This is a genomic window from uncultured Prevotella sp., assembly GCF_946407605.1.
In the GTDB taxonomy this organism is placed as follows: domain Bacteria; phylum Bacteroidota; class Bacteroidia; order Bacteroidales; family Bacteroidaceae; genus Prevotella.
Genome location: NZ_CAMJOS010000001.1, coordinates 35,680 through 60,571 on the forward strand (window position 1 = coordinate 35,680; position 24,892 = coordinate 60,571).

Below are 24,892 nucleotides of genomic sequence, written 5' to 3' on the forward strand. Positions count from 1 at the left end.
TTTTATGATGCCAATGCGGCTTCAATAACCTTTATTTCTTCTGCCGCTAAGTTCTTGTAATCAAACTTTTCGGCTGTCTTTCTTACACGATCACACATACCATCATATCTGTATCTCGGCTGCTCTGCACAATTTCGGATTGCCTGACACAAAGCTTCTGGTGTAGATATATTCTCCGAAACACCAAGCTCATTATCTCGTATCACGTTGTCATACGCAATGTTGATATTGCAGACAATAGGTTTTCCTGCAGCCAAATACTGGAACATCTTGCCAGAGCTAACACCCATATACCCAAACCGCTGCTCGTAGGTCATAATATTAACAGTTGCCTGACTAACAACCCACGCACATTCGCAGAGTGGAATGCGTTTCTCTTTGAAGTGAACATTTTTAATCCCTTTGTCCACGACATACTGTTCTAATGCCTCACGCTGAGGGCCATTACCGTAGATAAAGAAGTGATAATTAGTGTCCCGCTGAAGCAAAGCTGCCGCATCTATCAACATCTGAACTTGGTTGGCAAAGCTAATAGAGCCTAAGTAAATCACCTTGAAAATATCCTTGCGGTTCAAGTCTGCATCTTCACGCGGATAACTATCACGGTCATAATCAAACTGCTTCAAGTCCACTCCATTATTAATATAATGTACACGAGCCATTTCTATCTTACCACCAGTATTGGTCGTCCAACCCTTATCTTGCAAATACTGTAATGCGCCTGCAATGGTAAACACCAACTGGTCTGCATGTTCATATATCCACCGCTCAATACGGTAAAAAAACATCATGACAGGATTCCTGCGCGAAATCATACCAAAATTAGCAAAATTGTCAGGCCATAAGTCCCATACCTCTGTTACATACTTTGCGCCCAACTTTTTCGCCACCTTCACTATTGGATAATCGAATGGCGCATGCACGTTATGTAATATAACATCTGGTTTTTCAAAAGCATTACGGTTCTTGTAAAGATTATGCGCAAACTTCCAGATAGAATATATTCTTTTAATGCCATTCCCTACATATTCAGGCGCATATACATGAACAAACTTGTATTCGCCATATTGCTTTTCCAAATACTTCCTGCTAGGAACTTCTATTCCTTCGCGTTGCGACGAATTAAATGTAATTACATCATAACCTGCCGCCATAAAGTATTTTGCAAACTCCAAATAACGTGGGTTAGCCACCTTGTCTGGAGAGCCTGTTTGGGCATTGACTATCCAAATTCTCTTTCCCATTACTTAAAAGAATTGATTAAGCGTACCACTTCAGCAACATCTTCAAGCGAAATCGCCGGGCCTATAGGTAGGCTCAATTCCTCGTCAGCCAAACGTTCCGTAATAGGGAGGCTCAATTGAGGCGTATTCCAGGCCTCCTTAGCATAGCATTCCTGTTTGTGTGGTGCAATGGGATAATGACAAACAGTACCCACGCCATTCTCATCCAGGTAATCATGGAGACTATCACGATTCTCCTTACCCTTTACGATGATTGGGAACAAATGGTATGCATTCTGATCATCAGGAAGCAAGTCAGGCAAAGTGATCAGCGGGTTATTGATATGCTCATAGTAGTAATGAGCAACCTCCTTACGATGAGCATTATCCTCTACCAAGTATTTCAGCTTGACATCAAGCACCGCAGCCTGTATCTCATCCAATCGACTGTTACGTCCTGCATACTTGAACACATATTTCTTCTGACTACCATAGTTGGCCAAAGCTCGAACTGCTGCAGCCAATTCAGGATCGTTAGTGGTAACTGCACCACCATCACCAAGAGCGCCAAGGTTCTTGCCAGGATAAAAGCTATGGCCAGCAGCATCACCGATGCTACCTGTCACTCTGCCATCAGTAAACTTACAACCATGACTCTGAGCACAATCCTCTACCAACTTCAAGTTGTACTTCTTACAAAGCTCGCCTATCTTCTCTGTATAAGCGATACGGCCATACAGATGCACAATGGCGATAGCCTTGGTCTTAGGCGTAATCAAGCCTTCAATCAGGTCATCATCTATCTCCAATGTATTTGGCTTTGGTTCACAAAGAACAGGTACCAGTCCGTTCTCAGTAATGCCCAAGATAGTTGCAATGTAGGTGTTTGCGGGTACAATCACCTCGTCACCAGGCTTCATCACACCCATCTCAATGTATGCACGGAATATCCAGATAAGTGCATCCAATCCGTTGGCGCAACCAATGGTAAATTTTGTACCAATGAACTCTGAGTAGTGCTTCTCGAACTGCTCGTTCTCCTTACCTTGGAGGTACCAACCTCCATTCACAACACGGCTTACAGCCTCGTTAATCTCAGCTCCATGCAGAGCCGTTACATCTTTTAATGATAAAAATGGTATATTCATATTATCTTAATTTTCAATTCTCAATTATCAATTTTCAATTCTCAAAAGTCAACCTTTCGGTAGAACCTAGCAGGATTTCCCAGCCACAATTCACCAGCCGGCACATCTTTGGTCACTACAGAGCCTGCTGCAACAAAAGCGCCTTCGCCTATTGTGATGCCGGGAAGAATAACACATCCTGCTCCAATGGTAGCTCCTTTACAGACTCTTGTTTTTAAAAGTTTCCAGTCTTTATTCTTAGATCGTGGGTACATATCGTTGGTAAAAGTCACATTGGAACCTATCATGACATTATCCTCTAACTCAATACCATCCCAAATCTGCACACCGCATTTCACGGTGCAATTATTACCAATCACCACATCATTCTCGATTAAACAATGTGAGCAGATATTACAATTCTCCCCTATTTGAGCTTTAGGGAATATCACACAGAACTGCCAGATTTTTGTACTTTCCGGTATGTTCTCATTCATACAATCAGCTAATTGGTGTATCATTTTAGCTTTATAATTTCATCTTTAAATTCTCATCCACATACCTCTCGCTACTCTACCTATTTCTTCCTTTAGGTTCACCCACACAGGCGAGTTCCACTGTCTTGGATGCGTCAGTAACTCTAGAACAGGTTCTCCACGTTTAATGGCTTCAACCGCTTTTGAGGTAAATTCTTCCATTTCCACCTGATCTGCTATTCTACACGTCAATGCATTCATGTGGGGTTCATCATAAGCCTCTCGCAATATGCCCGTAGTTTTTCGCACCCTATTATCTATCAGTTCTTTATTCTGAAACTTGAACCGTGTATTAATATAGTCACCATGCGAAGCTATTGTCAGGCAAGGTTGTCCCGTTTTCTCCTTGAACTTGGCATATTGACTTATAAAGAAATCACGAATCTCTTCAATGCGCTTAAGCATCACCTCCTTCGAACGGATTCGATGTTTATAACAATAGGTTGCAATCTCCTCAAAATGATAGGAAGCCTCACCACCTGCCTCTGATATTTCCTTCATCAGCTGCACATTAACAGTGTTCCACCGAAAGTAATATGTTGCCCTTACGCCATACTTCTTTTCGAGTTCCAGCATCTTTCTCAGGATCTTGAAGTCAGCCGTATCAATATCCCGACGAAGGATCAGATATTTCTTTCCTTCAATTCTGCCGCCCTCAATTACTTGCTCAAACGACAACATGGTATGGACTTCATAGCCATTGTCGCATGCCGCTTTTAGTATAGCTTCATATTCACCTTCTTTCGACGGACGAAAAAAATCGTTATATATTCTCGTTTTTATACCCATAGTTCTTTAGGACCGTGCAATTATATCGTCTATATACATTTTTGCTACTTTCTGATCTGTCAAGCGTTTTGCAGTTGCAATTGCATTCTCAGAAATTCTCTGCCGCTCTGCAACTGGCATTGCATTAATTCGTTTTATGACCTCAGACAATTCTTCAGCATCACCAGCATTACAGAGGAACCCATTTTCTCCATCCACAATAACACCATCAAAGCCTTCTCTCCTAGATGCAATGGTAATGCAACCACGAGCCATAGCTTCCAAATAAACTAATCCATAAGCTTCACCTCTGCTTATCATCACCATACAATCTGCTTTATCATATTCTTCCACAATTGTATCACGTGGTATTCGACCAAGTATTGACACCTGATCTTGAAGTCCATAGTTACCCATTTTTTCACGGATCAAGTCTAACTGTTGCCCCTCTCCTATATAGGTAAGATGGAATTCCTTGTTTTTATACACATCATATAATGCATCCAATACCTTTTCAGGATATTTCCTATCAATCATCAGCCCAACATAAACAAAATTTCTCAATGGTTTTGTGAAATCATGTCTATTAATTCCAGTAATATAACTCTCAGGAATCCCCGAATAACAAATAAACGGGTTAACTACCATACCTACCGCTGCTTCAAACTCTTCTAGAACCGGTTTGCTTCTGAAGCCCCACATATCAATATCTTTCATCAGTTCAGGCAGTCTTTCTCTATAAACCTTTATCATGATTCCAATATCACCATGCATCACAATGCATGTCTTAACATCGGGGTATTCATTCTTAAGCAAACCCAGCATTTCAATCTGCGGGTTTGGGAAATGCCCAACAATCACATCAGGTACAAAACCATTTGTTTTAGAATCTTCAACTATCGACTGTACAGCCTTTCTTATTGATTTGGCTGAGAATTTTCCGTGTGGGATAGGCTTAAAAACTGGCACACGCATCACTGGCACATTATCCATCAAGTAGTTTTCTTTATGGTTCAGCCGCTTCGTATAGACGATAGCACCTGTTTTAGCAGCAATACGTTTTGCATTTAACTTTGCTATCCAGTAAAAGGGACGTGGATAAACGGCTTGCACATGCACAGCACGTACGTTATATCCCATCTTCACCCATTCCTTGGTGAAATAATGACATACTGACGTACCCTTATTCTCCTTTGTTGGAAGAGGATATATAATAGAGAGCAATAGTATATTATAAGATTTCTTTGATTCCATATATAATGTCCTTAATAGTATCATCTTGGCTTTCCCAAGTTATTTTATCCTTACTCTTCTCAACGTTCGCTTTATAGAAATCATAGTCCTTTATCAATTCCTTTAATCCTTCCATTATTTTAAGGTAATCCGTCCCGTCAGTATCTATTGACAAACCAAATTGATATTTATTAATTAACTCTCGCATCGATGGATTTTCACCTACTACAACAGGAAGTCCCTGGGAGACTGCCAAATAGAAACGATTGGCATCGCAATAGTAATTGTTAGCTCTCGTGTTTTTATAAAAAACAGCCGATATGAAACATTCTTTCATATAATTAGTTATCTGCATCTGAGGTATCCTACCCACAAAAAAAACTCTCTCATTGACAGCATCCCCAAATTCTTCTTGCAACCTTCCCATACTATCCTTATGGAAAGGTCCAACAACTACTGCATTTAGATTTTCTATATTTAAAATAGCTGCTATTGTTTCATACGCAGCCCTTCCATCATCATTTAAGCCCTGAAGGTAAACACATTTCTTATTATTAGCCCATTTCTTAAATTCTTGATATTTCTCACCCATCTTGATTTCCTCATTATGAATCTCAGGATAATTACTTAGTACGAAATGACGGTCTGGGTTTGGAACCACACCAAGCGACTTCAAATACTCACGTCTTTGGTTATTTGCATGTATCACCACTTTACAACGGCTAAAAGCATACTTCAAAATACCTCTTTTGATACGATGGCTCAATAAGCTTGTAGGTAGTTCATGAAGATCCCAAATTAGACATTTTGTTCTTACTAATAATGTAATGAACATTGTCTCACAATCAGCAGTCCATACAGCATCATATTCTTTCAAATCCTTCCTTACTGCTTTCCAGAATTGATAACCTTTTGTTAGTGTTCTTTCCGCTGATGCATATTTGTCCCGAGCTGGAATATAAATTGACTTATAAGGTACTCCATAATCAGTAACTCCTTCTACTTCCTTGTTTTCTGGAAGCATCGCGAATATCTTGAATTTTATACTTGGATATAGTCTTTGTATTGACAGAATCTCTTTCCGTATTCTATCATCGTATTCCAACCCGTCAGTTTTTAATACTAATGCAATTTTCATATTTATTTAGTTTTTATCACCAACTGATTTACCAGTTCTTTCTTTATAACTATCGAAATTATAATTGCTTCTCTCAACAAAAGGCTTATGCTTCGTTAGAATATAGTAAATACTATTAGAGTAAGGTATATAAACATACGTGTTATTAAGAGTTCTAAACAATGTCAAAGAGAATAGAGCAATAAAGCAATATTTCATAATCTTCGCTTTATTTTCCATTATTAAATAAGCAAATGCTGCTGAATAAAAAAATGAAAGGGGTATAACCATTCTAAAACCTGTAGGTATAAGCAAAATAACTCTACCTATGATTAGATATAATATAGAGTAAAAATAAATTTGATTTCCATTCTTCATGGATATCACTTTGTCTCTATTATAAATGATTATTGCAGCAAGAAATACCTTTAAGGCAGAACCTATAGTAAAAAAGGATTCATTGCTTTCCACCGAATACGACTCATAGTTTCGCGTATCGCCAACATAATTCAAAAAAAACTGTGCATTATTAAATATCTCCGATATAAACATCTCATCGCTACAAATTATTGCAATTACGATGTATATCAGGAAAATCGTGTGTTTGTTAACTTTCTCAATGGGAATCCTAAGGAAACCTAATAAAAGCAATAATATAGGGAAGATACTTGTCATGTGGAAGAAAACAGCCCATAAAGATATTAACAAAAACTTTTTCAGTTTTTTAGCGAATGCATAAGGTATAGCAAAATTAATAAATATATTGGCTACCATAAAGCGCAATGGATTATCTACTATCATAAAAAGTATCATAGTAAACATAATCCCCATTGCCGCCATCCAATGGTCTGATATTTTTTTAAATGCATATATTAAAGAATATAAATAAATACATTTAAGTATCGCAACCGCCACGAAAAAATCAGAAGAGATTTTACTTAGAAGATAGTAAACTAACCAGAAACCTTTATCATAGTCATTATAGTTTACAAGTAAATTAGATTCGCGAAAATCTAGTTCATAATATCTCCAGTCTGATCCCGTCATATATCCAAAACACAGGAATACATAGAGAAAAAACAAAAAAAAACTTTTTTTCTTTTTGTTCTTAATATTATCAAGATAGAACAAACCCAGAAAAAAGAAAAAATATAGAATAAAGCTGAATATCATAAATAAAAATTATTCAAATAAAGATATTAATTACCCTCATTATTTATACTCTTCTCAAAAAGGCTATGCCATCTTTCTAGCATCAATTTCCAACTTTTAAAAGATCGTATCGCTTCTTTTACCTCGCCAGACACCATTATCCTGGGATAATCACCAGATAAAACATTTTTTATACACATACTCAATTCACTTATCGAATCGCATCGATAATATGGGAATCCATATTTCTCAATGAATTTATATTTTAACCAACTACCATTAATCACTTGTGTATCGGCTAACAAATACTCTAGAATACTGGCGTTTGTTGCATCTGTTTTCTGTACATGTATAAACAAGTCGGTAAGAATTCGCAATGCAGCTACCTTCTCTAAACTTAAGAAATCCATAATAAATACCACATTCAGGGCCAAAGAATGGGATAACTCAGAAAGTTCTCGGTATAAATCCTCTTTTGCTGATCCGTATGAAAGTTGAATAATAACACAGTAATCTTTCGGAAGTAATTTCTTATTTTCAGCTAATGCTTTAAGTATTTCCTTATGGTTTTGGTCTCGGCTCGCATTATATCCACAAGCTATATAGTGTGAACTTTCAGGAAGATTTAACATCAGAGATAGCTCTTTTCTTGACTGGGTGCCAATCATACGGTCAATAATATCAATAACATCCGAACCAAAACCTGCATATACTATTTTTTTGTCTGGTATATGAAAACGATTTATCAAACCTATTCCAAATTCGTTATTTTTTCCTACAGTAACAAAATCTATTTCTTTAAACGCCTTCTGCAATGCGGATTCTTCAAGTTTTGAACTTCTTAACACATCACTTCCTAACGGAGCTATATGTGTTTTTGCACCTCTATGATGGGCATACCTAATCATGGATGAGGTAAGTGTCGTAACCCCAACAAAAGATACAAACTGGATATTTTCCGAAGAAATAACCTCCTTGACTTTTCTTTTAAGTAAAACAGAAAAAGCCCAAGCCCTCACTTTTGGTATTTTAGACAGTATCTTAAAAAAACAATTAGATTCAACACCATAGACATGTTCAATTCCTGGTATATCAGGGTATTTATAGCCCACCCGAAACGAAGAATCAAACACATATATTTTCTCAACCTCTTTTTTGCTCGCACCTAGCTTAGTAACGAGCGTAGAAATATGCTTCGTTGTTAAAGTGCCTACTATTAAAATATTCATTATTATTATCTTTTTGGACGAATCATTTTACAAATGATTTCTACATCATTTTTCACTGGAATTAATGCTATCATATACAGGAAAACAAATATGGCAGAATATACGAAAAGGTGCAACACATTGTTGCCGAATGTACCAAAAATATTCATTTCCAACAAGATTCGTGTAATTATTGCAGCAACGCCAACCAATAACATATATTTTCCAAACTGTCCCATATAAAGGCGTGCAGATATCGGGTATGTGTTCATAACAATTAAACGCCAATATATTGGTATCAAAATCAAACCAAACAGGAAATTACATACAACAAGAATATCAATTGAGAATTGGCAGCATATAAGCGTTATGGGAATTATCAGACAAACACGGAAAATCGTAGCTTTAAAGTTCAAATCTGTACGCCCCTTTGCAATACCTAACATATCATAGAAACAAGTGATGCTTCCAAACATCGAACCTATCGCAAAGATGCTCACCATAAAGGACGCATCCAAGAACTTCTCACCATATACAATCCATACCACATCCTTACTGAAGACCGCTATCGCAAGGCAGATTGGAATACAAATGTAAGCAACTACCTTCGTAATCATTAGGAATCTCACCTTTACCGCTTCGTCATCATTATTGTTGTTGGAAAGAATGGGCAAAGCAACTTTCGAAACAACCGTATTTACAAAATTAATTATGCGATGTACTAAGTCTTTTGCTAAATCATATACCCCTAGTACATCTGTCCCAAGGAATTTTCCAATAATGAAAACATCAATTTTGCTGGCTATAAAATCTATAATTCTAGTACCAGTCTGATAAATACCAATCTTCGCCAATGGAACCACTTCTTTCATACTAAATGTCATACTGATTCTCTGATACTTAAAACCAGATAATAAATTCCATACATTTACAACCACTATAGAACACAAAGTGGAATAAACCAATGAATAAATGCCATATCCATTATACGCTAAAAACCATGCTAATACGAGTGACAAAAGATTAGCCACAATATTTCGCATCGCCAATTCCTTAAACTGGTATTTCTTCTGCAGGACACTATCATATAGTTTACCTAATGCCTGAAAAATGACAGACAATCCAGACAGAGGGATAAGAGCCGCTAAAATTGGAGTTTCATAAAAAGAAGCAACCAATGGCGAACTTAGCGACAACATAATATACAAAACTAAGAATATAGCAAACTGAGCCCAGTACAAAGAGCTGAACTCCCGAAGAGTTAGCTTTTGTTTATACATAATGACGCTAGCGAAACCTAAATCGGTAAAAGAAAGACATAGACCAATAACCATGTTAATGATGGCCACTGCACCAAAATCGCTCTTCTCTAAGAAACGAGTCAATATGACAACACGCCCAAATTGCGCCAACATCACAACACCTGTTGACACGGACGTCCAAAAGCCTCCTTTTAATGCAACGTTTTTATCGCTCATTATTAACTAATGTATTTAAAATATCCATCAACGGCTTGTGCGCCATAACAACATCTCTTCCATCCACGGATTTGCTGCCTTTTATCCGTTCTGCAACAGTGGTATTATATAAAATAAACTCACCCTTTTTATCAACTAAAGCTGCACCCCTATATGAATTGAAATCAGATAGCGGTATATTATATATTTTCAAACCACTCAAATCCTCATTAAATTTTCCTAGCATCTGCCAGCATCTTTGTTTCTCGCCATGCTTAACACATGCAACTATAGCATATAGCGCATCTTGATACGAAAACACAGATAAATGCCAGGGTGTAAAACCTTCTATATCAACAGAAACATTCTCCCACTTATTGGTATTATTGAAGCCCTCAATACTATCTGAACTCATTTTTGAAATAGAGTACTTCTTCGATCCTGTATTATAACAACTTGATTCAACACTGAACAACTGATATTCATTTTTATATTTTACTAAAGATGGGCTTCCGCATATCACATCATCAAGTAAAACAGTTGTTCCCATATAGCGATATTTGTTATCAACCAATTTACCCTTTATAAGAAATAATCGACAATCAAAATTGAGCCCTCCGCTATAAACAGGCCGCCTTAGTACAGCTCTATTCAAAACATAGACATCATCGTTTTCTATATAAATGTCCGGATCCGAATTAAAAGAAGGTAATCCGTAAAAATTATCAGGAGTACCCATCAGCGGGTTTGATGTCAATGGGACAAATTGAGTGGGTGGGAACGCCCCATCATTCACTCCAACATAAATACATGGGTTTTCAAATGAATCGGAAGGTCTATTATCCAACAATTTGTAGAAAGTCAGCTTATTAATAACCGCTCTCAGGTATGCACAGAACTTGCTCCTACGGATTGAAGGATATGGCGATGTCGTCAGATAAAACAATCCATCATGCATAGCCACCCCCGCGTGTGTCTGTGACTGAGGATAACCTTTAGGAACTGGCACATGACAAAGCGTAAAATCGTTATTTTTGAAAATCGAAGCTATCATAGCACATCTATCATTTTCAGATATTCTGGCCACTCACCCATGTCCTTCCACGAATGTTCACTTACAGGAAAACATCCCACACGACCACCACGGGCTTGCACTTTCTCCATCAAATGAGTAATATGGAAGAACTCACCTTCTGGAATTTCATCAATCAGTTCTGGGTTCAAGATATAAACACCCGTATTCACTTGATAGGTTTGCTCAGGTTTTTCCTTCAAAGCGGTCATCAAGCCATCTTCACCAGTTTCAATCACACCATACGGTATTTTGAAGCTCTTCACCATCGTCACAATGGTCATATCATTGTGATTGTTCACATGATAATCCCAGACATCACGGTAATCCTGTTCGTTGATACTATCACAGTTACTGACAAAGAAAGGGGTGGTGATCTTTCCTTTCAACAGAGACACACTGCCAATAGTTCCAAGGGGTTTATCCTCCATGAAGAACTCAATGTCATACTTGTGATCAAGCTGGCTCAGATAATACTTCATCATGTCTGCCTTGTAGTTGACAGACATATAGAATTTATGGCAGCCAATACCCTCGAACTGATCCATAATGACTTCAAGAATGGTTTTATCGCCTACAGGTACCAGTGGTTTGGGAATGACATTGGTAATAGGTTTGAGACGTGTTCCTTTGCCGCCTGCCATGATGACGACAGGTAATTCTATTTTAGGCCGCAAATCTGTTTCTTCCTTTTCAAAGAGATCACGCCAAAAAATAACATCTGCAAGTACACCCTTTTCATCCAAGACAGGCATACATTCTGCTCGTAGTGACAACATCTTCTTACGGATACTGTCCATAGATTCACCTACGTGAGCAAATTTTTTATTTCGATCCACGACATGAGCGACAGGTGTATCTAGCGCAATGTTATTAACAATAGCACGTTGAATATCACCGATGGTCAATATACTTACGAATTGTTCATTATCAAAAACGAACAACATTTTAACCATTTGCCTATCCATCTGCTTCAACGCAATCAACAAACTGTCTTCTGAAGCAATGAGCCGATTTTTTATTTTTAAATTACTAAATTGGGTGCTCATTTCTTATGTAATAATTGGAAATAAAACATTCAATGATCTTCGTTAATCTTCAATTTCAAGATTATCAACACCAAAGTATTCCTTCATTCTTGCCTTTGGGGCTTTAGCATCACTCTTTTCTAGTTCCTTCCACATCTTATCAAGTGCCTCGCGGAAATGGAAAAGCACTTCTAATGCTTTCTGGTCATTAACCACACCATAGTAAACCATGCTTGGGAAATCGCCATCATATATCTTTTCCGTCAAATACCATCTTGGTTCTTCGCTTTCCCAAGCAATAGTCATCAGATAAGGCATGGCAGGCCATTTGCCTATACCATCGGGCTTTACATCATACAAAGAGGCAAGGTATGGATATTTCTTTCTAAAGTGTTTCTTCAAGACAGCAACACCTCCTTGTTGCTCAACGCCATTTTTCACGAAGTCCAGCAAATCACCTAAACAACAGCAAGCAATGATACAATCCTTCTGCATGATGAAGTAACTCACCATATACAAGTCCTCTGCCAAAGGAAATACAGACTCTATCAATCCTGGGCGTATCAGCTTAGAGTTAATGAGCATATCATCCTCCAACAACCTTGGTGGGTTCTTAGTGATTGCGGGATATACCACTACAGGAACTTTTAGTTTTTTATTGGCTTCATCCAGTTCTTTCTGAATCCGTTCAGCCAGTTTCTTGGTGGCATCATCCAGCACGGAACCTGCATTCTCTCCTAAGATGAGCGCAATCAAGTCTGCTTTTCTCATCTTGGAAGTAACTTTCAGGCCTTTCTCCTTAATGATGTCCTTAAGTTCTGCAACAGTTTTCTTCTGAAGGGCCTCCTCTGTATATTGTTTTTCAGCTTTCTTCTTTACCATTATGTCCAGGTCGAATTTTCTTTCCTTTTGCAAGTGTCTTTATTCTTTCCAATGTTACCTGCGCCTGTTTCTTATCACCCTTTGGTAGATTAGTCACAACTTTAATGCCAGGGATATAAGCATCACCGGTAAACAGATTATCCTCTACCATAAAAGTTAGGCAACTGGGATGATGGCCAGGAGTTTCATGCACCTTTGCTGATATATTTTCAAACAATTCAATATCATCACCCTCGCCACAGATAGTTATCTGTTGGCTTTCTACAGTCAGAGGAGTTTCATGATATATGGACATGTTCAACTTGGCATTACCCAATGTCTCACGCCCTGTTTCGTTCGTTAAGATTTTGCAATAGGGGTAAACTTTCAAAAGCTCAGGTAGTCCATAGATATGATCGAAGTGCGCATGCGTTAACAGCACTCCTACAATGTATCTTTCTCCAATCTTCTCTATGACGGGTTCAACATCTCCACAATCTACTAGCCAAACCCAGCTGCTCCCTTCTTCGGAGAGCAACCAGGTTATCGAGTCAAAAAAAGAGTTTACTATATAATCAATCTTAAGCATTACTGCTCAAGGCTTTTCTGAATACGACCAATCAGTCCAGTGAGTACCTGACCGGGGCCACATTCTACGAATTCTGTCATGCCGTCACCAATCATGTTGATAACACTCTGGGTCCAACGTACAGGTGAAGTCAACTGCTTCAGCAGATTCTCCTTGATTTCTACAGGGTCCATATGAGGCTTGGCATCCACATTCTGATATACAGGACAAATAGGTTTGCTCACAGGTGCAGCCTCAATAGCCTTTGCTAACTCTACACGAGCCATTTCCATCAATGGAGAATGGAATGCACCACCTACAGCCAACGGCAATGCACGCTTAGCACCTGCCTCTTTCAGTTTGGCGCATGCCTCCTTAATAGCCTCCACATTACCAGAAATCACCACCTGCCCGGGGCTATTATAATTAGCAGGAACAACTACATTTCCTTCTTTACTAATCTCAGCACAAACCTGTTCAATGGTTTCATCAGGCAAAGCAATGATAGCAGCCATCGTTGATGGTGCAGCCTCGCAAGCCTTCTGCATGGCCATAGCACGAGCATAAACCAACTTCAAGCCATCTTCAAAAGTAAGAGCACCTGCTGCTACCAATGCAGAGAACTCACCTAATGAATGACCAGCCACCATATCAGGCTGGAAGTCATCCATAAACAATGCCGAAATCACAGAGTGCAGGAATACTGCAGGCTGAGTTACCTTGGTCTGTTTCAACTCCTCATCAGTTCCATTGAACATGATATCGGTAATGCTATACCCAAGCACCTCGTTGGCCTTGTCAAAGAACAACTGTGCACGTTTATTACTCTCATAAAGGTCTTTACCCATTCCTACGAACTGGGCTCCCTGACCAGGGAATACATATGCTTTTGCCATAATTATTGTTTATGATTTACAAATATACTCTTGGGTAGTGGCGAAGTCATAAAATAAAGTATAGGAATATCCCGGAGTAACCTCATTATGACAAAACTACCAATAGCATACACTAAAACCGATAACACATTACAAGTAACACCTAAGTTAATCACAAGGTACCTAAAAAACAACACAAAAAACATGTGATACATGTAATAGAATAGCGTGTATCTACCTTCTTGTGAAAAGAACTTAATATTCGGGAATATGGCGATAATTGACAACGAAATTGGGAGCGTCCAAATATAGAAAAGGCATCTATTCAAAACTGATGTTACTATTTCTGAATAATTGTACGGAGTTCGTTGCAACAAGATATTTATTTGTGGTAATGTCTTATATAACACTATAATAGCATAAATCAAAATAACTCCAAGGGGAATAATCAATGGAACTTTTCGTAATTGAGAATAAACATCCTTGAAATAATATCCTAATACAAAATAAGGATAGAACGCAAATGTTCTTTGAAACGAAATTTCCCTTCCTATGGGTACCAATCCTGCCAATAGACTAATTCCGAGCACCACACATAAATGAAGGACAATATTCTCTTTTATCCACTTCGGTGTATAGTTCAGAAATAATCTCCATAATAGTAGAGATATTATATACCACAACCCATCAGCAGGGTCGTATAAATGTGTTGCATTATACGCAAAGCCCTTTAGCCAAAAGTCTATAACAGAGCCCCCAGTGTAGGCTAATGTTTTTCCTCCATACAGAAGATGGAATACTAAGTATGTGGCTATTAAAGAAATACCCCCCCCCCATCAAGGCTTTAAAGCCTTTTTCTTTAAACATCATGCCTGACAATAATACAAAGACAGGCATATGAAAAGAGTAAATAAAACGGAAGAGCGAATTGTTAAGATAGGAACTCAGCCCTATGTCCAGACAATGACCTACAAGAACCAAAAAGATCAAAAAGAACTTCAAGGAATCTATTTGGGTATTTCTTTCTTCCATATCCCCTTAGACTTCAACGATATCACTAATTTTGCAATCCACGAATGGAACTATTGCGGTTGCCCAGGCCATGCCTACGCCAAAGGCACTCATCATCAGCTTCTTCTTTCCTGCCATTTTATCTTTCAATTCACTGGCAATGGTAAGAGGAACTGATACCGATGAAGTGTTGCCATATTTTTGGATAGTCCAAGGTATTCGCTCTTTGTCAAGTTTCATCTTCTTGGCAATATAGTTATTAATGAAAGCATTAGCTTGATGGAATACATAGTAGTCCATCTTTTGGATGTCCTCACCAGATGCAGCCATCAAACGTTTAATATCCTTAGGGACTTCAACTATCACAAAATTGAACACATCTGCACCATTCATGTGACCATGCTCATCGCTGCGGATATTACCATACTCATCAACGACCTTTTCTCGTAGTGTTTCGATGGAACTCATATTTCTATAGCCACCTCCGGGAATCATAATGAGCTCACCGCGTGAACCATCGCTATTCAAGGAGAAATGGCTTTCACCAAACTTCTCATCCCTTTCAATCAGGGCAGCAACACCGGCATCTCCAAAGATGAAGGCTTCGCGACGATCCTTGCGGCTATATACCTTTGAGCGTGTTTCACCATCAAGTAGCAAAGCTTTTCTGAAACCATTGTTTTGCATCATAGCATAGACTATGCTAAGCGCACTGATAAAACCAGAGCAGCCTAAAGAAATATCGAAAGCCATTGTTGACATTGGCAAACCTAACCTATTTTGAAGTAGGATTCCTGTGGCAGGCATACGATAGTCTGGAGTTTGAGACAGGAACACCAACAAATCTATCTCATCTTTGTTGATGTTGTTATCTGCAATCAGTTTTTCTGCAGCAGCAAAACAAAGATCAGAAGAGCAGGTCTTATCATCAGCAAAGCGTCGCTCTACAACTCCGACTTTATCAACCACTTTCTTAACTTCCTCTTCAGGCCAGATGTCTAAGTCGTAATGATAATTGTCAATTACCGTTTTAGGCACAGCTGCAGCCAAAGCAGTAATGCCCACATTTTTGAATTTTAATATCGCCATTTTTATCTTGTCATACCTCCATCAATAACCAATTCAGTACCCGTGACCCATGCGCTTGCATCACTTAACAGATAAATAATGCCGTAGGCAATCTCTTCCGGTTTACCAAATCTTTTTAATGGATAGAGCTGTCGGTTGATTTCCCACTGCTCTTCGGTTACATTTGCTTTGCCTTCTTTCAAAGGTGTCTCAACCATTCCTGGCAAAACGGCATTACAACGAATTCGTTTGGCAGCAAGCTCCAGAGCTGCATTTTTCATGAATGAAGAAAGACCACCCTTGGTTGCCGAATACATGCTATTGCCTACTGAGTTTCTACCCCTTGCAGATATTGACGAGGTAAACACGATGGATGAGTCCTTGGCTATTTTCTTTTTCTTCACCAAAAGATGCGTGAGCATAATGGGGGCAGTCAAGTTCACGTTCATGATACGTCCTAATTCATCTTTCTTGATGAAAGGAATTACAGACATAACATTATATCCTGCATTGTTTACGCAACCATTCAGAACTGGGATTTCATCAACGAGCCGCTGTATCTCCTCATCATTTGACAAATCTGCAATAACCTGAATATGTCCCTCACCTTCTAATGAATTATAGACCTCATTAAGTCTTGCTTCATTACGGCCAGTGATGACCAACTTAGCTCCCATCTTGGCACATTCAATGGCGGTTGCTTTACCAATGCCAGATGATGCACCTGTTACTAAGATCGTTTTACCTTCAAGTGTGAAGGGATTGTATGTTACACCCATTTCGATTCTTCTTTTGGTTCTTCTACTTCAACTAACTCTGAAACAATCATTTTTTCAGACTTGAATGCCAAAGTACCCCATGAAAGACCTACACCAAAACCACAGCAAAGAAAATTCGTGGGCTTTGTTTCAAACTTGTCCTTCAACTGAGTTACAATGGTAAGTGGAATACTTGCTGATGATGTATTGCCAAACTTGTACATGCAAGACGGGACCTTTTCAGGATCCAACTTCAGTTTCTTCACAATCTGGTTGTTCATCTTCATGTTGGCCTGATGGAAGATAACATAGTCGGCATCAAGATAATTAAATCCGAAGTGCTCAGCCAGCTTCTTTACAGATTTAGGAGCGGTGGTAATTCCGAACGAAAACACATCCATTCCCTTCATGTGTGTCTGCAAGCGATGCATCTGTTTGCCTTCCACTTCTTCTAGCTCAAATGACTTCATCGAAACCTGATTTCTACTACCGCCATCGGGCATAATAATGGCATCATAGCCACTACCATCTGTACCAAAATGGAACTTAAAGCCATTATCACCTTCGGAATATTCGATGGCCGTCGCTGTTCCTGCATGGCCAAAAAGAGGGTCAAGTGAACCTTTAGCGCGTTTTTTAGCATCACCGGCCAACAATAAAGCCTTTTTGATACTGCCAGTTGCTACCAAAGATGCAACGTTGCTCAAACCATATACCCAACCAGAGCAGCCCAGCGCTATATCTTCAGCATAGCATTCACGAGACAGGCCAAGACGATCCTGAAGAATACATGCTGTTGCAGGAAGCACATAATCCGCAGTTTGAGAAACAAACACCAAGGCTTCTATTTCTTTTTTATCCCAGCCCAAATCTGCTATAAGTTTCTCGGCTGCTTCAAAGCAGAGGTCGGATGTTGTCAATGAATTTGACACATGACGTTCCAAGACTCCGGTAGCCTCAACGAAAGCTTCGGGGCTATAATCACTTGATATACCATCATTCTCCAATGGATGGAGATTGCTTGCAACGAACTTAGGAACGCCGGCGGATATACCGGCGATCCTAACATTTTTAAATTCTACAAATGCCATTAGAGTTTAGCAATTACTTTGTTATACAAATCTTCTACGGTCACTGAGTTCTTGACATCGTCACCTTTCAGGGCTACGTCAAACTCTTCATCAACCATAGCAATAACACTCAGGCCGATAAGGCTTGACCACTCTTCCAAATCATGGTAAGCCGTTGTTGCAGTGATTTCACTTGCATCGGTCTCGTCAAACTGCTCTGCAAAGAGCTCTACAAATTCTTCTAATGTTTTCATTTTACGTAAAAATTTAATAGATTAAAAAATAATGATATACTATTCTATCTTATACAATTTTGCAGCTGGTGACATATATTTTCCTGGTTCCTTAATGTTTTTAATAACCACACAGGCTAATCCTATCCATACATCATCACAAATTGTAATATGATCGGAAACACACGAACAAATACCAAAAAAACACCTCTCACCAATATTTGTAAAACCGGCAGAATTAAAACGACCAGAAAAATACGTATGAGAACCTACATGATTTTCATGACCAATGGTTGAAGCACCATGAATAAAAACGTTATCTTCAATAACACTTCCTTTATCTATAACCGTTGTGCCTCCGACAAAGATACCTTCTCCAAGCTTTACGCCCGTTGCTATCTTTGCTGATGGCATTATGATATTGGCAAAAGGAACTTTTCCTTTAAGCATTTTATAATAATACTCACGCAAATCAAATCTTGTATAGCCAATTCCTTCAAAAATACAGTCAAAAGACCCATTTCTATATTGGTCAATAGCATCTTCAACCTTTCCAAGGACTGGCTTCCCATTAATTATAGTTCCCGCCTCTACAAGGTCATCAAAATAGCCAACAAATTCAAACTCTCCTGTTTTAATTGCAAAGTCAATAATCTGTTCGCTGAATTCTTTTGTTCCTATTATTGTTAATCGTTTCTTCTCACTCATTTTTCTAAATAGTTTATATTATAATTCAAACAATCATCTGTGATAACTTTCTCATACTTATCAAATGCCTCTTCAATAGCATCTCTATTACCTGCTTGTAGAATCAGTTGACCATATCTGTTTAAACTTGATGTGATACGATTTACCTTATCACCTTCTTTTAGCGTAAAAGAGAAATCAACCACATGTGGCCAGCCTTTTACAAACTCTTCGTTCGGAACATGCTTAATAACACTACCCTCCTCAAACGCGAAAAAGCGAACACCAGAGTATTGCACTGCTTTGGGGGAGGGATTTATTACTTCACCCAAAGAAATCTTCAGTAATTCATCTTCAAGATTTACTCCCGTAGAAAGGGGAGTCAAGGTTGAAGTGATATAGTCACCTCCCAGTCGAGGGCTGGTTTCAATGACAAAGATGCCACGGTCGTTTATCTTCAGTTCTGTATGAGAAGGACAATTTTCAAAGTTGAGTGCTTTTCCTATCTTAGAAATGATTTCACGAATCTTTTGCTTATTCTCATCAGAGATATTAGCCGGCTGGATATGACCTAACTCTACATTGTAAGGAAACTCTGTGGTTTTCTTCTCAGTGAACTGAATCACCTCACTCTTACCATCGTGATGCAAACTCTCGATGCTATATTCAGGACCTTCAATGAACTCTTCTACCAATACGGTATCTAACTTGGAATTTTCCAAAGCCTCATCTATACTGATTTGAAGTTCATTTTTATCCCTACAGAGTTTTACTCCACGACTACCAGAATTATCTCTTGGCTTCACAATTACAGGGAACACCAAACCCTCTGCTTCTTCCACTTTGGAGATAAGACGACCTTGTGCATGAGGAACTCCACCAAGTTCAAAACGCTCCTTCATCTGGAACTTATCGGTACTCCATTGGGCTGTCTCAACTGAATAGAACGGGAAACCGTATTTCTCAGCAATACTTGCCATCATTACGAGGGGTTTGTCCGTTGCGGCAGTAACAATGGCATCAATGCCATACTTCTCAATAACAGCACAATGCCCCTCATAGTCTTGGCCAGGCACCACCTCAAAGGCATCGACACAATCTCTGCAAGTTGCATCCTCACAAGGATCTATGCCAACAGTGTAAAGTCCCATTTTCTTGGCTCTCGCAATGATAGATTCTTGCAACGGGCCAACTCCAAAGATAAGAACTGATTTCTTGTTCTGATACATTACTTACACTCCTTTACTGCCTTTTCAAACGTATCGCAGATAAAGTCAATCTGCTCTGGGGTTAGAGCTGCATACATAGGCAACGTCACCTCATTATCTGTCACATATTCTGTCTGTGGCAACACAGCTCCAAGTTCCTTATAGGTAGAGAACTTATGTGCTGCGGGATAGTGAACAGAAGTCTGAACACCTGCTGCATGCATATACTCACGCACCTTGTTTCTATACTCCTTAGTGCTGTTCAACAAAACAACAGGCAGGATATAGTTGCTGACAAACTCAGTATTATCAGCAAACGGTACTACAACACCCTCAATCTTCGAAAGACGGTCAACATACTGCTTGCGCACCTTCAAACGTGTTTCCAAATCGCCAGGAAGTTTCTTCAACTGCTCAATAGCAATGGCTGCACGAATATCGTCCATGCGGAAGTTATAACCCAAGCAGGTGATGTCATACTCTGTAGCATGACCGCTGGCACGCTGGTAGCTCATGGTGCTCATACCGTGAGAGCGAATCAGACGGGCTTTCTTCTCCATTTCCTCGTTGTTGGTGATGAACATACCACCTTCACCAGTAGAGATATTCTTATTTGAGAAGAAACTGAATGCGGCACAATCGCCAATAGTGCCGAGTTTCTGGCCTTTGTACTCAGAGAGTGGGCCGTGGCAAGCATCCTCAACCACTTTGAGGTTGTGCTTCTTGGCAATAGCCATGATCTCATCCATCTTAGCTGGGAAACCAGCCATGTGAACTACAACAATACCCTTGGTCTTTGGAGTAATCTTACGCTCAATGTCTGCAGGATCAATGTTGATGTGGTCTGGGCCAACAATATCTGCAAACACAGGTGTTGCGCCCACATAACGGATGCAGTTGCAAGAAGCAGCAAAGGTCAGTGAGGGACAAATCACCTCATCGCCAGGGCCAAAGCCACAAACCATACAACACACGTGAAGGGCATCGGTGCAGTTCGACATTGAGACTGCATACTTCACCTTCCACATATCAATAAACATCTGCTCTAACTCAGCATTCTTCGGGCCTGTAGAGATCCAACCCGACTTAATAGTATCATACGCTGCCTGAGCCTCGCGCTCGTCGAAGTTCAGATTAAAAAGAGGAATTTTGTATGCCATAATTTTCAATATTTATTTGTTTGCAAAGTATCGCCAGAGCGGAGCCAACATCACAGCTTCAGTCATGCGCCCATCCAGCATCAATTCTTTTATCTCTTCTTCCTTCAATAAATGAAATTTTATTTCTTCTGTTTTATCTAATTTTGGTTCTGCGACCTTTTTCAGATTGGTTGCAATAAATGTATAGCAGCAATTGTTACAACCACTTGTATTCGGTGCATAACATCCAAAAGCAGTCCATTCGTCACTTGTATATCCTGTTTCTTCAAGAAGTTCCCGTTTTGCTGCTTCCGTAGGGCTCTCGTCCTTCTCAACAATGCCTGCGCATAATTCGAAGCAGATTCGACCTATACCGTGCCGGTATTGTTCTTCTACCAAGAACTTACCATCATTGGTTATAGCAATAACATTTACCCAGTCCGATAGTTCTTCAACGTAGAAATCAGGTATCTCCATCCCAGATGGCATACGTACATGATCTTTACGTATCCGTAGCCAAGGGCATTCAAAAGGATAGGAGCTTTCTATTACTTTCCAATTCACATTAAGAATCTGCTTTAGCAAAGGTACGGACCCGCTGTTATTGAACCTTTATTTTATGAGAGACCAGCGGGAAACCCGCCCTTATGGTTTCATATTTGCCACTTCGTTGACTTTCCCCTTCGGGCCGTCGAGCTAAACCTTCTTGCGTTTCGCCCGCGACCCCTTCGGCGTTCAGGATTCATGTACTAAGTCAAACACAGTTAAACCTAAAATGTTAATTGTTAACTGTTAAATTGCATTTTTGCTTCTTATTACTGAAGCCTTGCTTTTGTCATTATTAAAAAATCCGCTCTCTTCGAAGATGTGAGCGACACCTATATAGAGAAACCAAGGGGGGGGGGGCAAAATGCACTTCCTTTGGTTTCTTATGCCTTAAATATGATATACTCCTTCAAGTGGACAAATATTATGGCAATCCAGAATAACCTTACCCTTCAGCTTATCCCAATTCTGCTTGATGTGGTCGTGCTTCACCATAATCACCACCATATCGACCTCGTCCAAGAACTGGTCGAAGTCCAGAATCTGGTTCTTCACTATCTCCTTCTGGGTGAAGAAGGGATCGAAGGTCTTCAAGGGGCGAGCTAAGTGTCGCTCCTGAATGTCGAGCATCTGGAGTGTGGGGCTCTCACGGATGTCATCCACATTCTCTTTGTACGTAAGTCCGTATAATCCGACTCTCCGATTATCCGTTATATTGTGCTCCTCCATAATCTCATGGATGCGCTCCAGCACAAACACGGGCTGATAGTCGTTGGTCTTCATCGACTCGTCGATCACCTTAGCCAGCTGGGGATAGTCGCCCACGAGGAACCAAGGGTCAACACTGATGCAGTGGCCACCAACGCCAGGACCGGGCTGCAGGATGTTTACACGGGGGTGCATGTTACAGATCTTGATGATCTCGTACACGTCCATATTGTCGTGACGGCAGATACGAGAGAGCTCATTAGCGAAAGCGATGTTCACGGCACGATAGGTATTCTCAACCACCTTGGTCATCTCTGCGGTACGGATGTCGGTAACGACAATCTCGCCCTGGCAGAAGCTGGCATAGTACTGCTTTACCTTCTCGCCAATCTCCTTAGAGTCGGCACCAATGGTGCGGTTGTTATGCAGCAGCTCATACACCATGTTGCCGGGGATGATACGCTCAGGGGCGTGAACGAGGTTGATGTCCTCACCTATCTTAAAGCCGTTCTCCTCGATGACAGGACGCACGAACTTGTCGATAGTGCCGGGGCTGACGGTAGATTCAACGACTACGGTAGCGCCCTTGGGGCACACCTTCATCACTTCCTTGACGGCTGCCACCACATAGCAAGCGTCCACCTTCTTCGAGAACTTGTCGTAAGGGGTAGGAACGCTGACGATGTACATGTCAGTCTTCTGATACTCGGTGGTAAACTTGATGCCGGCCTTTACGGCAGCAGCAAACAGCTCGTCGAGACCGTCCTCCTTGAAGGTGGTCTTGCCAGCGTTCAGTGTGTTCACCAACTCTTTGTTGTAGTCTGTACCAATGACCTCCACACCGTGAGAAGCCATCATCAATGCTGTGGGCAATCCAATATAGCCCAGTCCAATTACGTTAATCATATTACTATTGAATTTAATTCTTATTTTCTCATTCGTTTTGGCAGAAGCCAAGCTCCTGTCATTTATTGTACTTCGTAACGATCTACGGCTTCGCCGTTGAGGGCACGAACAATGCGGTTACAGGCTTTGCCATCGCCATAAGGGTTGACGGCCTTGGACATCTTCTCGTAAGCTACTGCATCATCAAGGAGAGTACTTACTTCGTTTACAATGAGGTCGTGGTTTGTGCCAACGAGATGCACTGTGCCACTCTTCAGCGCCTCGGGGCGCTCTGTGGTGTCGCGCATTACGAGCACTGGCTTACCAAGGCCTGGGGCCTCTTCCTGAATGCCGCCTGAGTCGGTGAGTACAACGGTACTCTTCTCCATCAAGTAAACGAACTCCAAGTACTGCAGGGGCTCAATGAAAAAGAAATTGGGGCGGGTAAGGTCTTCACCAAACACCTCGTGAATGGGCTTGCGCACATTCGGGTTGAGGTGCATAGGGTAAACGAAATCTACCTCAGGATACTTCTCGCTGAGATCCTTCATGGCTGTTACCATGCTAATGAAGCCATCACCAAAGTTTTCTCTTCTATGTCCGGTAATGAGCACCAGCTTCTTACCACCATCCAGACGGGTGACATCGTAACCAGCATCCTTCAGCACATTGATTTGCTCGTCAGCCAGAGCCTTGTCGGTCTTGAGCTTATCAACCACCATGTGGAGGGCATCGATAACGGTATTACCGGTAACGAAGATCTGGCCTTGGGCCTTCTCCTCCTGCAGGTTATGCTCACTGAGAGGTGTAGGGGCAAAGTCGTATGTAGCAATACGGCCAGTAATCTGGCGGTTCATCTCCTCGGGCCAAGGCGAGTAAATGTTATGAGTGCGCAAGCCAGCTTCTACATGACCAACAGGTATCTGCTGGTAGAAAGCTGCCAAGGCAGCAGCTGTACTTGTTGTAGTATCACCATGAACTAAAACAACATCAGGCTTGCACTCCTTAAATACATCACGCATACCCGTGAGCACACGGGCAGTGACATCGTAGAGGTCCTGCCCCTGCTTCATGATGTTCAAGTCATAGTCGGGCTTGACATCGAATATGGTGAGTACCTGGTCCAGCATCTCGCGGTGCTGTCCCGTAACGCATACTATGGTTTCAAACTCATCGGGGTGTTTCTGGAACTCCTTTACCAGCGGGCACATCTTAATGGCCTCTGGGCGAGTGCCAAACACTAACATTACTTTTTTCATATCGTTACACTGAAATATATTTTATTATTTAAGTCACACAGATATCACAGAAATTATTTCTTTGTTGTCAGGAGCCTAGCTCCTGTCAGTAAATA

General features: G+C 40.3%; 25 protein-coding genes. All 25 read right to left on the reverse strand.

Going from position 1 to position 24,892, the window contains the following annotated elements:
* Positions 1–2: 2 nt before the first annotated feature.
* Positions 3–1,244 (reverse strand): glycosyltransferase family 4 protein, encoded by a 1,242-nt coding sequence (locus Q0R57_RS00185; protein WP_294742640.1) that lies wholly within the window; start codon positions 1,242–1,244, stop codon positions 3–5.
* A complete protein-coding gene (locus Q0R57_RS00190) occupies positions 1,244–2,371 on the reverse strand; it encodes a DegT/DnrJ/EryC1/StrS family aminotransferase (RefSeq protein WP_294742642.1) in 1,128 nt (375 codons plus the stop codon). Before Q0R57_RS00190 ends, Q0R57_RS00185 begins: the two co-directional genes overlap by 1 nt.
* A 41-nt stretch (positions 2,372–2,412) precedes the next feature.
* A complete protein-coding gene (locus Q0R57_RS00195; RefSeq protein ID WP_294742643.1) occupies positions 2,413–2,847 on the reverse strand; it encodes an acyltransferase in 435 nt (144 codons plus the stop codon).
* 45 nt (positions 2,848–2,892) lie between these two features.
* Positions 2,893–3,675 carry a hypothetical protein gene (locus tag Q0R57_RS00200; RefSeq protein WP_294742645.1) on the reverse strand — a complete coding sequence of 261 codons (783 nt, stop codon included), beginning with the start codon at positions 3,673–3,675 and terminating at the stop codon, positions 2,893–2,895.
* A gap of 6 nt (positions 3,676–3,681) precedes the next feature.
* A complete protein-coding gene (locus tag Q0R57_RS00205) occupies positions 3,682–4,794 on the reverse strand; it encodes a glycosyltransferase family 4 protein (RefSeq protein WP_294742647.1) in 1,113 nt (370 codons plus the stop codon).
* Positions 4,795–4,885: 91 nt separating this feature from the next.
* Positions 4,886–6,025: a hypothetical protein gene (locus tag Q0R57_RS00210; protein ID WP_294742648.1), complete on the reverse strand. Its 1,140-nt coding sequence runs from the start codon at positions 6,023–6,025 to the stop codon at positions 4,886–4,888.
* 6 nt (positions 6,026–6,031) lie between these two features.
* Complete coding sequence (locus Q0R57_RS00215; RefSeq protein ID WP_294742650.1) at positions 6,032–7,177, reverse strand: EpsG family protein; 1,146 nt, start codon at positions 7,175–7,177, stop codon at positions 6,032–6,034.
* Between the two features lie 26 nt (positions 7,178–7,203).
* Positions 7,204–8,385, reverse strand: a complete 1,182-nt coding sequence (locus Q0R57_RS00220; protein ID WP_294742652.1) for a hypothetical protein — start codon at positions 8,383–8,385, stop codon at positions 7,204–7,206.
* Between the two features lie 5 nt (positions 8,386–8,390).
* The gene (locus tag Q0R57_RS00225; protein WP_294742654.1) at positions 8,391–9,842 is read right to left on the reverse strand and encodes a lipopolysaccharide biosynthesis protein; all 1,452 of its coding nucleotides are present in this window, start codon (positions 9,840–9,842) and stop codon (positions 8,391–8,393) included.
* Entirely contained in the window at positions 9,832–10,875 is a 1,044-nt protein-coding gene (locus Q0R57_RS00230; RefSeq protein WP_294742656.1) for a hypothetical protein, read from the reverse strand. The genes Q0R57_RS00225 and Q0R57_RS00230 overlap by 11 nt, the downstream gene beginning before the upstream one ends.
* A complete protein-coding gene (locus tag Q0R57_RS00235) occupies positions 10,872–11,942 on the reverse strand; it encodes a nucleotidyltransferase family protein (protein ID WP_294742660.1) in 1,071 nt (356 codons plus the stop codon). The genes Q0R57_RS00230 and Q0R57_RS00235 overlap by 4 nt, the downstream gene beginning before the upstream one ends.
* A 42-nt stretch (positions 11,943–11,984) precedes the next feature.
* Complete coding sequence (locus Q0R57_RS00240; protein ID WP_294742662.1) at positions 11,985–12,803, reverse strand: Rho termination factor N-terminal domain-containing protein; 819 nt, start codon at positions 12,801–12,803, stop codon at positions 11,985–11,987.
* Complete coding sequence (locus Q0R57_RS00245) at positions 12,784–13,371, reverse strand: MBL fold metallo-hydrolase (protein WP_294742665.1); 588 nt, start codon at positions 13,369–13,371, stop codon at positions 12,784–12,786. Before Q0R57_RS00245 ends, Q0R57_RS00240 begins: the two co-directional genes overlap by 20 nt.
* Positions 13,371–14,246, reverse strand: a complete 876-nt coding sequence (gene fabD / locus Q0R57_RS00250; protein WP_294742666.1) for an ACP S-malonyltransferase — start codon at positions 14,244–14,246, stop codon at positions 13,371–13,373. The genes Q0R57_RS00245 and fabD overlap by 1 nt, the downstream gene beginning before the upstream one ends.
* Positions 14,247–14,939: 693 nt before the next feature.
* On the reverse strand, positions 14,940–15,257 hold the full coding sequence (locus tag Q0R57_RS14715) for an acyltransferase family protein (protein WP_366516813.1): 318 nt from the start codon (positions 15,255–15,257) through the stop codon (positions 14,940–14,942).
* Positions 15,258–15,263: 6 nt separating this feature from the next.
* Positions 15,264–16,325 (reverse strand): ketoacyl-ACP synthase III, encoded by a 1,062-nt coding sequence (locus Q0R57_RS00255; RefSeq protein ID WP_294742669.1) that lies wholly within the window; start codon positions 16,323–16,325, stop codon positions 15,264–15,266.
* A 2-nt stretch (positions 16,326–16,327) separates the two neighbouring features.
* Positions 16,328–17,083, reverse strand: a complete 756-nt coding sequence (locus Q0R57_RS00260) for an SDR family oxidoreductase (protein ID WP_294742671.1) — start codon at positions 17,081–17,083, stop codon at positions 16,328–16,330.
* Entirely contained in the window at positions 17,074–18,153 is a 1,080-nt protein-coding gene (locus Q0R57_RS00265) for a ketoacyl-ACP synthase III (protein WP_294742674.1), read from the reverse strand. The genes Q0R57_RS00260 and Q0R57_RS00265 overlap by 10 nt, the downstream gene beginning before the upstream one ends.
* Complete coding sequence (locus Q0R57_RS00270; RefSeq protein ID WP_294742676.1) at positions 18,153–18,386, reverse strand: phosphopantetheine-binding protein; 234 nt, start codon at positions 18,384–18,386, stop codon at positions 18,153–18,155. Before Q0R57_RS00270 ends, Q0R57_RS00265 begins: the two co-directional genes overlap by 1 nt.
* Before the next feature lie 39 nt (positions 18,387–18,425).
* Positions 18,426–19,073 (reverse strand): hypothetical protein, encoded by a 648-nt coding sequence (locus tag Q0R57_RS00275; RefSeq protein ID WP_294742679.1) that lies wholly within the window; start codon positions 19,071–19,073, stop codon positions 18,426–18,428.
* Entirely contained in the window at positions 19,070–20,281 is a 1,212-nt protein-coding gene (locus Q0R57_RS00280; protein ID WP_294742681.1) for an ATP-grasp domain-containing protein, read from the reverse strand. The genes Q0R57_RS00275 and Q0R57_RS00280 overlap by 4 nt, the downstream gene beginning before the upstream one ends.
* Positions 20,281–21,420: a DegT/DnrJ/EryC1/StrS family aminotransferase gene (locus tag Q0R57_RS00285; RefSeq protein WP_294742684.1), complete on the reverse strand. Its 1,140-nt coding sequence runs from the start codon at positions 21,418–21,420 to the stop codon at positions 20,281–20,283. The genes Q0R57_RS00280 and Q0R57_RS00285 overlap by 1 nt, the downstream gene beginning before the upstream one ends.
* A 12-nt stretch (positions 21,421–21,432) precedes the next feature.
* Positions 21,433–21,963 carry an NUDIX hydrolase gene (locus tag Q0R57_RS00290; RefSeq protein WP_294742686.1) on the reverse strand — a complete coding sequence of 177 codons (531 nt, stop codon included), beginning with the start codon at positions 21,961–21,963 and terminating at the stop codon, positions 21,433–21,435.
* Positions 21,964–22,335: 372 nt separating this feature from the next.
* The gene (locus Q0R57_RS00295; RefSeq protein ID WP_294742688.1) at positions 22,336–23,559 is read right to left on the reverse strand and encodes a nucleotide sugar dehydrogenase; all 1,224 of its coding nucleotides are present in this window, start codon (positions 23,557–23,559) and stop codon (positions 22,336–22,338) included.
* 62 nt (positions 23,560–23,621) lie between these two features.
* Positions 23,622–24,797: a UDP-N-acetylglucosamine 2-epimerase (non-hydrolyzing) gene (wecB, locus tag Q0R57_RS00300; protein WP_294742690.1), complete on the reverse strand. Its 1,176-nt coding sequence runs from the start codon at positions 24,795–24,797 to the stop codon at positions 23,622–23,624.
* Positions 24,798–24,892: the final 95 nt, after the last annotated feature.